The organism is Streptomyces sp. NPDC093097 (assembly GCF_044754325.1).
GTDB lineage: Bacteria > Actinomycetota > Actinomycetes > Streptomycetales > Streptomycetaceae > Streptomyces.
On the sequence record NZ_JBIVOW010000007.1, the window covers coordinates 183,566 to 194,116 of the forward strand.

Annotated in this window: 10 protein-coding genes; 3 read left to right on the forward strand and 7 right to left on the reverse strand. The window is 70.9% G+C overall.

All coding sequences use genetic code 11. The annotated features are described in order from the left end of the window. The first annotated feature begins 130 nt into the window (after positions 1-130). Positions 131-1,429, forward strand: coding sequence for an alpha/beta hydrolase (locus ACIQE0_RS14930; RefSeq protein WP_402331916.1), 1,299 nt, complete (start codon positions 131-133; stop codon positions 1,427-1,429). A gap of 94 nt (positions 1,430-1,523) precedes the next feature. Here ACIQE0_RS14930 and ACIQE0_RS14935 read toward each other — a convergent pair whose 3' ends face one another. Next, complete coding sequence (locus ACIQE0_RS14935) at positions 1,524-1,886, reverse strand: hypothetical protein (protein WP_402332276.1); 363 nt, start codon at positions 1,884-1,886, stop codon at positions 1,524-1,526. A 514-nt stretch (positions 1,887-2,400) separates the two neighbouring features. Here ACIQE0_RS14935 and ACIQE0_RS14940 point away from each other — a divergent pair. Beyond that, complete coding sequence (locus ACIQE0_RS14940; RefSeq protein WP_402331919.1) at positions 2,401-4,809, forward strand: molybdopterin oxidoreductase family protein; 2,409 nt, start codon at positions 2,401-2,403, stop codon at positions 4,807-4,809. Next, positions 4,806-5,306 (forward strand): hypothetical protein, encoded by a 501-nt coding sequence (locus ACIQE0_RS14945; protein ID WP_402331921.1) that lies wholly within the window; start codon positions 4,806-4,808, stop codon positions 5,304-5,306. Before ACIQE0_RS14940 ends, ACIQE0_RS14945 begins: the two co-directional genes overlap by 4 nt. A 64-nt stretch (positions 5,307-5,370) precedes the next feature. On the opposite strand, the gene ACIQE0_RS14950 is transcribed toward ACIQE0_RS14945, so the two are convergent. The 6 genes from ACIQE0_RS14950 to ACIQE0_RS14975 form a co-directional block, all read right to left on the reverse strand. Further along, positions 5,371-5,751 carry a transcriptional regulator gene (locus ACIQE0_RS14950; RefSeq protein WP_366328917.1) on the reverse strand — a complete coding sequence of 127 codons (381 nt, stop codon included), beginning with the start codon at positions 5,749-5,751 and terminating at the stop codon, positions 5,371-5,373. Then, a complete protein-coding gene (locus ACIQE0_RS14955) occupies positions 5,748-6,236 on the reverse strand; it encodes a hypothetical protein (RefSeq protein WP_402331925.1) in 489 nt (162 codons plus the stop codon). Before ACIQE0_RS14955 ends, ACIQE0_RS14950 begins: the two co-directional genes overlap by 4 nt. A gap of 147 nt (positions 6,237-6,383) precedes the next feature. Continuing rightward, positions 6,384-6,983 (reverse strand): hypothetical protein, encoded by a 600-nt coding sequence (locus ACIQE0_RS14960; protein WP_402331928.1) that lies wholly within the window; start codon positions 6,981-6,983, stop codon positions 6,384-6,386. Next, positions 6,980-7,270, reverse strand: a complete 291-nt coding sequence (locus ACIQE0_RS14965) for a hypothetical protein (protein ID WP_366328911.1) — start codon at positions 7,268-7,270, stop codon at positions 6,980-6,982. Before ACIQE0_RS14965 ends, ACIQE0_RS14960 begins: the two co-directional genes overlap by 4 nt. Positions 7,271-7,516: 246 nt before the next feature. Next, a complete protein-coding gene (abc-f, locus tag ACIQE0_RS14970) occupies positions 7,517-9,151 on the reverse strand; it encodes a ribosomal protection-like ABC-F family protein (protein WP_402331931.1) in 1,635 nt (544 codons plus the stop codon). Positions 9,152-9,580: 429 nt separating this feature from the next. Continuing rightward, positions 9,581-10,501, reverse strand: coding sequence for an MBL fold metallo-hydrolase (locus tag ACIQE0_RS14975; RefSeq protein ID WP_402331934.1), 921 nt, complete (start codon positions 10,499-10,501; stop codon positions 9,581-9,583). Positions 10,502-10,551 lie beyond the last annotated feature (50 nt).

Genomic DNA, 10,551 nt, shown 5'->3' on the forward strand with positions numbered 1-10,551 from the left:
CGACGCCCGCCGCACGTCTCACGCAATGAAGGGCGCACGCCGGACGCCCTCCCCGCCGGGACCGCCACGGTCCGCGAACGAGGCTCGACCCCGTTCCCCCTCCCTCCCGAAGACAGGCGACCACTCCTCCATGACGAAACCGACCACCCGCCGCACCCTGCGACGTACGGCCCTGGGCTGCGCCCTCGCCCTCGCCCTCCTGTCCGCACCCGCGCCCGCGCCCGCCGCGTCCGCCCTCGCGAACCGCACCGGCGCGGACACGACGCGCGAAGCGCGCTACGACCTCGGCGACTTGGCGTTCCAGCCCCCGGCCTCCCTCGGCTACAAGGGCCACAGCGAACTGGCCGCCACCGTCTACTACCCGGCCGACCTCGGCACGGGCCGGCACCCGGTGGTCCTCCTCCAGCACGGCCACTGGGAGACCTGCGCCGACGCCGCGGCCGCGACCGAGCGCGCCACCGCCGCGCAGGCCCGCGACCGGGCGCGGGAGCGGGGCGACGAAGCCGAGGCCGCACGCTGGCAAGCGATCGTCGAACGCGCCGACCAGCCACTCTGGGCCTGGCCCTGCGCCCCGGGCACCGCGCAGATCCCCAGCAGCAAGGGGTACGACTACCTCGGCCACGCCCTGGCGGCCCGGGGCTTCGTGGTCGTGTCGATCGGCACCAACGGCATCAACGCGACGGACGGCGGCCAGGCACCCACCGTCTACCAGGCGCGCGCCGCCCTCATCGAGCGGCATCTGAGCCTCTGGCAGCGCCTCGCCGCCCAAGGCGACGGGCCCTTGCGCACGGCCCTCACCGACGGGCGCACCGGCGCCCCGGTCACCACCGACTTCCGCGGCCGCCTCGACCTGAACCGGGTCGGCCTCCTCGGCCACTCCATGGGAGGCGGCGGCGTCATGCAGGAGATCGCCGACTCCCACCGCTCCGCCTGGCCCGCCGGAATCAGCGTCAAGGCCGCCTTCGCCCTCGCGCCCAGCGCCACCTGGGACGGCGACCCGGTGACCCGCACCCCCTTCGCCGTCATGTGGGGCACCTGCGACCAGGTCAACACCGGGAACTACTTCGAGCAGAACCGCGCCGCCACCCGTGTGCCCCTCTTCCGGTACGCGCTGACCGGCGGCAACCACACCGCGTACAACCGCCAATGGTCCCCCAGCAGCGGTCAGGTGGCCGCCCGCGACGACGCCCTGCCGGGCAGCCGGCCAGGCACCTGCCGCACCCAGTACCCCGACGACACCACCCCCCGACAGGACGTCCCGGAACTGACCGAAGAGCAGCAACGACTGCTCACCACCCACCGGGTGACGGCCTTCTTCGAGCGGTTCCTCCAGAACGACGCCGCGCAGCAGCCCTATCTGACCGGCGAACTCCCCTTCCCGGGCGAGCCGGAAGGAGTCGTCACGTCGTCGTTCGCCCCGGGCGCGTAGGCGCGGTCCCCCGCCCGTTCACCCGTCGCCGGGTCGCCCTGCGCGGCGCTCAGGGCGACCCCGACCGTCACACCGCAGGCGCCCAGTCCTCGGCTCAGTGACCGAACCGGAAATGGTGCCGCTTGGAGTGCTTGGCCGTGCTCTCCGCCGGCGGCTCGGCCGTCGCGTCCGAGCCGCGGTGCGGCGGGGGCTGTGCCTGCGCGCTTCGGGCCGCCAGCCGGCGATCCAGCCTGCGGTGGTGCGCCCGCGTGAGGCCGGCCATGATCAAGGCGAAGCTGAGGCCGAAGAACAGGGCGAGCGCGAGTCCGGCCAGGAAGATCGCGAGACTGTTCATGGTGGCGACGTGGTTGCCGAAAACCGACACGCTGTAATCCGGACCGCCGGACAGGTTGTCGGCGATCAGCAGACCGACGAAAGCCGCGGTCGCGGCAAGCAGGAGAAGTCCCAGCAGCAGCATGATGTCCACCCTTCCGCGACGTCCCTACCTCCTCCACTCTCGCACCGCACGCATCCGCCGTCTCGGCCACCGGGACCGGCACGGCGCGGCGGCACACCCCACCACCGCTCACCGCACGCCTGAGCCATGCGGAACGTGTCCAGGTCGTTGCGGAACGCAGCCTCGGCGCCGCGCGTTCACCGTGGGTGACGACCGAGGTGAGACTTGTGGGCATCGGCCCGTCCCGCCCTGCGAGGGCGCACAGGACCGGCGACTCTGCCACCACCTCCCGCAGACATGCGAAGCCCGGGGGAGTGGGGATACTCGGCATTGTGCGCCTGCGTGCGGCACGAGGAGGTCCCCAGGCACACGGCAGGCGCGCTGCCAGAGCTCCTGCGCGCCGTGGTCGTGGGATCCGGTGCTCAAGCGGGAGGCGGCCACACACCCGGGCGCCTGCGTGAGTCCGGTCCGCGCCTGACACGCACGAGGCGCCGGCCGGGAGGTCGGGAACCCACCGCCACGGAAGGGAACACCGATGGCTGACCGGATCAGCGATGTGTGGGGCAAACGCACCCCCTTTGCCGCCGGCGACAGTTGGCCGCTCCGCGTGGACGAATGCCTGGCGGTCCCGCAGGACCACGTCGAACGCTGGGTGCCGTCCGCCTGCGTGCTCTGCGCCAACGGCTGCGGACTGGACATCGCGGTTGCAGACGGTCGCATCGTGGGGGTGCGCGGCCGCGTGGAGGACCGCGTCAACCACGGCCGGCTCGGACCGAAAGGGCTCTTCGGCTGGCAGGCCGGCCACTCCCACGACCGGCTGCTGCACCCACAACTCCGCATCGACGGCACCCTGCGCCGGGTCGACTGGGACACCGCCATGACGGCCGTCACCGAACGCTCCCGGGCGGTCCTGGCCGACCACGGCCCCCTGGCCATGGCCTTCTACACCAGTGGCCAGCTCTTCGCCGAGGAGTACTACGCCCAGGCACTGATCGCCCGGGGCGGTATCGGCACGCCCCACCTGGACGGCAACACCCGCCTGTGCACCGCCACCGCGGAATGGGCCCTGATCGAGAGCTTCGGCAGCGACGGAAACCCCGGCTCCCACACCGACATCGACCACTGCGACACCCTGTTCCTCGTCGGGCACAACGTCGCCGAGACCCAGACCGTGCTGTGGTCCCGGATGCTCGACCGGATGCACGGCCCCGACCGCCCCCGACTGGTCGTCGTCGACCCGCGCCTGACCGAGGTCGCACGCGCCGCCGACGTCCACCTCGCCCTCCGCCCCGGCACCAACGTCGCCCTGCTCAACTCCCTGCTGCACGAACTGATCAGCAACGACCGGATCGACCGGGCATTCCTCGACGACCACACCACCGGCTTCACCGAACTGGCCGCGACGGTGGCCGAGTACCCCGCGGAGCGGGCCGCGGAGATCTGCGGCGTCCCCGCACACCTCATCCGCCAGGCAGCCCACGTCATCGGCAGCGCACACCGACTGGTCTCCACCGTCCTCCAGGGCGTCTACCAGTCCCACCAGGCCACCGCCGCGGCCGTCCAGGTCAACAACATCCACCTCGTACGCGGCATGATCGGCCGGCCCGGGGCCACGGTCTTCCAGATGAACGGCCAGCCCACCGCCGAGAACACCCGGGAGACCGGCGCGAACGGCGCCCTGCCCGCCTTCCTCAACTGGCAGAACGACGCCCATGTGCGACACCTGACCGACCACTGGAACATCGGCGAACTACGCCTGCCTCACTGGTCACCGCCCACCCACGCCATGGAGATCCTCCGGCACTGCGAAACCGGGTCGATCAAGTTCCTCTGGGTCACCGGCACCAACCCCGCCGTCTCCCTCCCCGAACTCCACCGCATCCGGGCCGTCCTGGGCTCCGAACGCTTCTTCCTGGTCGTCTCCGACGCCTTCCCCACCGAGACCACCGCACTGGCCGACGTGGTACTGCCCACCGCCATGTGGGGCGAGAAGACCGGCTGCTTCACCAACGTCGACCGCACCGTCCACCTGTCCCACAAGGCCGTCGATCCGCCCGGCGAGGCCCGCACCGACTTCGCCATCCTCCTCGACTACGCCCGACGGATGCACCTCACCGACCGCGACGGCCGACCGCTGCTGCCCTGGCACCAACCCGAGGACGCCTGGAACGACTTCATCGCCCTGACCAAGGGCCGGCCCTGCGACCAGTCCGCACTCGGCTACGACCGCCTGCGCGGCAGCGGCGGAGTCCAATGGCCGTGCACGGAGGCCACTCCCGACGGTACCGAGCGCCTCTACACCGACCACGTCTTCCCCACCGCGGCCGACCGCTGCGAGGACTACGGCCACGACCTGGCCACCGGCGCCCAGCACCAGGCCGACGAATACCGCAGGCACCACCCCGCGGGACGAGCGATCCTCAAAGCGGCGCACTACCTGCCGCCGCACGAACCACCGGACGAGACCTACCCCCTGCACCTGACCACCGGCCGCGGGGTCTACCACTGGCACACCCGCACCAAGACCGCGCGCGTCCCCGAACTCAACGACGCGGCCCCCGAGGTGTGGGTGGAACTGCACCCCGACGACGCCCACAGCCGGGACATCGCCGAAGGCGACCTGGTCCGGGTCTCCTCCCGCCACGGCGCCGTCGAGGCCCCGGCCGTCCTGTGCGGAAACCGCCCCGGCCTGGTGTTCGTGCCCTTCCACTACGGATACTTCGACCAGAAGGACCCCGACCGGCACCACCGGGCCGCCAACGAACTCACCCGCACCGAATGGGACCCGGTGTCCAAACAACCCCTCTACAAGATGACTCCGGTCCGGCTGACCAAAGTCGCCGACGCCGCGACCGGCAGCCGGCCCGCCGCCGGCACCGATCCCGCCCCCGCCGCCACCGAGGACCCCACCGGCCCGTCCGGCGCACCGGAGACACCACGATGAACAAGACCGGCGCCTTCCTGCGGGAACTCCACGACGCGGAAAGGGACTTGGCGGCGACCTGCCGGACCGTGGCCGCACGCCAGGCAGCGGACCGCGGAACGTACTACCCCGCCCACACGGTCGCCGCGCAGTGCGACCGGCACGCCGAGGACATCCGCGCCTGGGGAGAGCGCTTCGACGTCCGCATCCACGCCAAGGCCGCCCCGACCGAGCCCATGGCAGCCGTACCGGAATCCGTCCGCCGCACGGCCCCCGAAGCCCACGGCAAGCGCCCGACGCCGGGCATCGCCCTGCTCCACGACCTCTGCCTCCTCCACGAGAAGGCCCAGGCCGTGCACATCCACTGGACCGTCCTCGGCCAGGTCGCCCGGGCCCTGCGCGACCGCGAACTGCTCGACCAGGCAGCCGCCCACCACGACGAGACCCGCACCCAGATCAAGTGGATCACCACACGCATCAGGGAAATGGCACCGCAGGCCGTCGCGGTCCCCGACTGACCCCGGCGGACGGACGAGCCGGGCACGGACAGACCGACCGGCAGGTCACGGCCTGGTCGCCCCGCTAGGCGGTTTCGCCTGGGGGTGACGATGCCGATTGTGCCGTCTCGTTCCGGGCTCTGGCTCCGGCGCTGCGGGCCGCGGCGGCGATCTGCTGGAGGGCCGCCAGGTGCCGGTCCAGCGCATCGCGTCCGGCCGGCGAGAGGGAGAGCCAGGTGCGGAAGCGCTTGCCGACCGCCCCCTTGCGGATGTCGAGGTAGCCGACGGCCTCCAGCGCCGCGGCTGCCTTGCTGAGGACCGAGTCGGACACCTGGCAGTAGTCGCGTACGGTCGCGAACTCGGCCTCGTCGCAGGCGGAGAGATAGGCCGCGACGGTCAGCCGGAGGGGGTGGCGGAACGCCGCGTCGACGGCTGGAACCTCGGGGTGCGGTGTGCCGGATGTCATGCGCGCTCCCGCAACTTCCGCTTGGCCTCGCTGTTCTGCTGGACGGAGTGGGCCCAGACGCCGAGCCCCAGTGTCGTACCGGCCACCGCGACGGAGACCGGGACGCCGAACCCGAGCAGCAAGCACGCCGCCCCCGCCAGGAGGAACACCGCGACCACGGAGAGGGCGGCCGCCCGCTTCCGTGCCCGGGACCGGGCGACCAGCACGCCTGTGCTGCGCTTCCGCAGCCAGGCGAGCCCCAGGCCGAGCAGTACGGCCGGCAGTCCCACCCATGCCCACACCCCGCCGGCGCCCCTGGCGAGGGCCACGCCCGCCCCGATGCTGTAGGCCGCCAGGAGAACCGCGGCCGACGGCCCGTACCAGGCGGGCACCAACGCCGCCTGGAGCCGGGCCCCGGACCGGGCTGCCTCGGCGTCCCGCAGGGCGCTCGCCGCGGCGTCCGCCTCGTGGGAGGGCGCGGTGGAGGTGTTGCCATGCACAGCCATCGGGGACATCTGGCCTTCCGCAGAGAGATAACCGGCTTACGGTTGCCACTCTCTCAAAGGTTTTCCAAAATGGAAAACCTTCGCCGTCCCGGCAACTTCCCTGCGCCCTCGTGCCCGTTGGCCGGTCCATGGCCGGTCCTTGGCCAGTCAGTCCTTCAACGGGTTGGACGTCAGATCGACCAGATTCTTGCGGGGGTCGGAGGCGACGAAGCGGTTGAACTGGGCGAGGCAGCAGAACACCAGGAGACGGCTGACGCGGGCATCGTGCACCACGACCTCATAGCTGGCGCGGATACCGGCACGGCGGGAGAACTCGAAGCCCTCGGACGCGTTCGATCTGAACCGCAGGCGATGCGCGAGGACGTGGTTGACCTGAGCGGCGTCGAACGCCATCCGCAACGGCGAGGCATGGCGCAGCCGGCTCCCGGCGCCCACCGGCTCCCCGGCCAGCTCGCCCAGGTCGTGCTGGGCGAAGGTCCAGCGGTCCGCACTGCTCGTGCGGCTCCTGCGCTCGACGGTCCCCACCGGAGTCCGGTCCGGCAACCATGCCTTCCACTCGTTGAGGAACCCGACGCACTCCGCCAGCCCCTGCCCGGCGGTCACGGTGTACGGGCGCGCGCCCTCGTAGTGCACCTCCCTGTGCACGCGGACCACCGGCTCCTGCCGACCGTCCACGTGCGCCAGGAAAGTGGTGTGGGAACGGGCGTACTCCACCGTGACGGTGAAGGAGTTGAGCGACTGGATCACGACCGGCCCCTCCCGGGGCGCGGGCCGCTCGCTCGGTCGGCCGCATCCTCGCTGGCCACCCGGCTCAACTTGCCGATGAGGTGCTTGATGTCGTCCACCTCCGAGCCCGCTCGCAGCTGCTCGTAGATCTCATGGGTCACGGCGTCCTGGCGGGCGGTCTTGTTCTCCAGCAACTCGGCACCGATCTGGTCCGTGGCCGCGATACGCGCCTCGTCGGCGGGGTCCGGAGGTGATCCGGGCGGCTCGGAGTGCCGAGGGTCGAGAGGCCGGTACGGGTACGACGACATGGCGCCCTCCAAAGGGTCGTCAGGGACGGGAACGGGGTCTGCGGGGGAGGAGAAGGAACGGCAACGGCAAGCACGGTGATCAACCGCGGTCGGCCGGATGGGGACACGGCCGGGTCCGTCGGACGCAGGTCCTGCGGTCCGACTCCCGTGCAGGCCCTACGCCGCAGGGAGCATGCCGAGGCGCGCGGCACCCGCTGCCGGGCTCCAGCCGCCGCGCTCCGGCGCGGGCCAGGCCGACACATCGGCTCACACCTCAGGGGTGCCGGTCTCCCTCAACTCACCGTCGGCCAGCCGCAGCCACCGGTTGACGCCGATCTCGCGGAGGAACCGCTCGTCGTGGCTGACCACCACGAACGCGCCCTGATAGGAGTTCAGGGCACTCTCCAACTGGGCCGCGCTGACCAGGTCGAGGTTGTTCGTCGGCTCGTCCAGGAGCAGCAGGTGCGGGGCCGGTTCCGCGCACAGGACGCAGGCCAGGGTGGCGCGCAGCCGCTCGCCACCGGAGAGCACGCCGACGGGCAGATGGGCGCGGGCGCCCCGGAAGAGGAAGCGGGCGAGCAGGTTCATCCGCTCGGCCTCCGGGCGCTCCGGCGCGTATGCGGCGAAGTTCTCGGCGACCGTGCGGTCCGGGTCGAGCAGGTCGAGGCGCTGCGAGAGGTAGGCGATACGCCCCCCGGCCCGCTTGATCTCACCCTTCTCGGGAGTCAGATCGCCGTTGAGCAGGCGCAACAGGGTGCTCTTTCCGGCTCCGTTGGGGCCGGTCAGCGCGATGCGTTCGGGGCCCCGGATCGTCAGATCGACACCCTGACCGGCGAACACGTCCTTCTCGCCGAGTCGGACGTGCACCTGCTCGCCGAGGAACAGGTTGCGACCGGCGGGCACGTTGGTGTCGGGCAGGTCCAGCGTGATGCGCTGCTCCTCGCGCAGGGCCCGCCCGGCCTCGTCCAGCCGGGCCTTGGCCTCGCCCACCCGGTTGGCGTGCATCTGGCCGGCCCGCCCTGCGGCCTCCTGTGCGCCGCGCTTCATGTTGCCGGCGAAGATGCGGGGCAGGCCGGCGTTCTTGAGATTGCGGGCGGCGTTGCTCTGCCGGCGTTCGGCGCGCTCGCGGGCCTGCTGCATCTCCCGCTTCTCCCGCTTGAGTTCCTGCTCGGCGTTGCGGACGTTCTTCTCGGCGGCTTCCTGTTCGGCCCGGACGGCCTCTTCGTACGCGGTGAAGTTCCCGCCGTGGAAACGGAGTTCACCGCGGTCGAGTTCGGCGATGCGTTCCATGCGGTCGAGCAGGGCCCGGTCGTGGCTGACCAGGAGCAGGCAGCCGTTGAAGTTCGCCAGTACGTCGTAGAGCCGGTGGCGGGCGTCGAGGTCGAGGTTGTTGGTGGGCTCGTCCAGCAGCAACACATCGGGCTGCCTGAGGAGTTGGGCGGCGAGCCCGAGGGACATGACCTGACCGCCGCTGAGGGTGCTCAGCGTGCGGTCCAGGGTGAGGTCGGCCAGGCCGAGGCGGTCCAGCTGGGCGCGGGTGCGTTCCTCGATGTCCCAGTCGTCGCCGATGGTGGTGAAGTGCTCCTCGTCGACGTCCCCGGACTCCACGGCGTCGATGGCCCGGATGATCGCGACGACGCCCAGCACCTCGGCGACGGTGAGATCGCCGCTCAGGGGGAGGGTCTGCGGGAGGTAGCCGAGGGTGCCGGCCACGGAGACCGACCCGGTGCCGGGCCGCAGCTCACCGGCGATCAGCTTGAGCAGTGTGCTCTTGCCGGTGCCGTTGGGGGCGACGAGGCCGGTGTGGCCGGAGCCGAGGGCGAAGGACAGGTCCTGGAAGACGGGAGTGTCATCGGGCCAGGTGAAGGACAGGTTCGAGCAGACGACGGAAACGCCGGACATGGAGGTGACCTCGCGAGGAAGGAGGCAGGAATGACACTTCTGCCTCAGCAGTAGACAAGGGGAAAGAGGGACGACAACGAAGCCACATCGGCGGCGCTTCCACGCACCGGCCGGTGGCCTGTCGGGTCCGGGTATCACCCGGAGATGTCGTCGTCCACCACCATGTCTGGTCTCCTCGATCCACGATCAACGGTCAACGTTCCTGACAGTCTAGGGCCTTGTCCGTGAGGGCGCAGGGCATTTTCCGCCGGCGGAGGTCGCGGGGGAGAGCGCCGAAGCCGGAGGCCAGGACCGTCAGCGCAGCCTCCCGATGCTGCGACGGCAACCGTCACAGCAGCGCCCGACGGCCGTAGGGCCCTTGGCCGCGTGCTGAGTCTTGACTGAGCGCTGAGTACTGAGCGTTGATTACTGAGTGCCCGGTACGGAGTCCTACGCCAAGTCCGCCATGCCCTTGACGAGTTCCACGTTCTGCAGGGCGCCCATGGCGCCGGCGTCGGCGTAAGCGCCCGCGGTCGCCGTGAAGAGCCGTTCGGGGTGGGCCAGGCTTCCGGCGAACTCCGCGTGGACGCGCGCCGCTGCCCGGTCGAGCGGGAGGCCGTCCCGCGCGTAGGCGACGGCCGCCTCCTGTACGTCGATGAGATACCCGCGGAAGTCGACCACCTCGGCACGCTCCATGAGCTGACCGTGGCCGGGGACGAACACGTCGGCCTCCGTTGCCAACAGGGCGTCGACGGACTCCACGCACGCGGCCAGGGACCCTGACCAGACGATCATGTGGCCGCCCTGGAAGAGGACGTCCCCGGCGAAGACAATCCCGTCTTGGGGGAGGTGCAGGGCGACGTCCCCGGCACTGTGCCCCGGCCCGAGGTCGATGAGTTCCACCGTGACACCGCCCACGGTCATCTCCTCGCGCACTGTGAAGGTGCGCGTGGGTCCGGTCACGGTAATGCCGGAGAAGTCGAAGTTCCCGAAGTGCCGTGCCGCATAGCGACTGGTGCTGTCCACGCCTTTCGCACGCGACAGAGCGGTGAGTTGCTCAGGGGTGATCTCATGGCACATGTGCTCTGCGGAGGCCCTTGACGTGATGATCTCGGCTTCGGGGAGCAACTGGTTCCCCCACGAGTGGTCGCCGTTCTGGTGCGAGGTGACCACGGTCCTGATCGCGGAGCCGGCAGTCGCCTCATCGATCTCATGGAGCATGGCGCGGGTGGCGTCCAACGTGAACTGCGTGTCGAACAGCAGCGAAACGCCCTGCGACGACACCACACCGGCGTTGCTGAACCCCCAGTCCGTGGAGTCCTGAACCCATGCCCAGGTGGTGGCGGAAAGCTGGCGGAGTGCTGAAGTCATTGCCGAGGCTCTTTCCCATGCGCCATTTTGTTCACGTCGAAGGCCTCCAG

Coding starts and splice junctions, on each gene's coding strand:
- abc-f (WP_402331931.1), bottom strand. CDS start 9,151: ATGTCCGGCGTTTCCGTCGTCTGCTCGAACCTGTCCTTCACCTGGCCC.
- ACIQE0_RS14965 (WP_366328911.1), bottom strand. CDS start 7,270: ATGTCGTCGTACCCGTACCGGCCTCTCGACCCTCGGCACTCCGAGCCG.
- ACIQE0_RS14940 (WP_402331919.1), top strand. CDS start 2,401: ATGGCTGACCGGATCAGCGATGTGTGGGGCAAACGCACCCCCTTTGCC.
- ACIQE0_RS14950 (WP_366328917.1), bottom strand. CDS start 5,751: ATGACATCCGGCACACCGCACCCCGAGGTTCCAGCCGTCGACGCGGCG.
- ACIQE0_RS14930 (WP_402331916.1), top strand. CDS start 131: ATGACGAAACCGACCACCCGCCGCACCCTGCGACGTACGGCCCTGGGC.
- ACIQE0_RS14975 (WP_402331934.1), bottom strand. CDS start 10,501: ATGACTTCAGCACTCCGCCAGCTTTCCGCCACCACCTGGGCATGGGTT.
- ACIQE0_RS14935 (WP_402332276.1), bottom strand. CDS start 1,886: ATGCTGCTGCTGGGACTTCTCCTGCTTGCCGCGACCGCGGCTTTCGTC.
- ACIQE0_RS14955 (WP_402331925.1), bottom strand. CDS start 6,236: ATGGCTGTGCATGGCAACACCTCCACCGCGCCCTCCCACGAGGCGGAC.
- ACIQE0_RS14945 (WP_402331921.1), top strand. CDS start 4,806: ATGAACAAGACCGGCGCCTTCCTGCGGGAACTCCACGACGCGGAAAGG.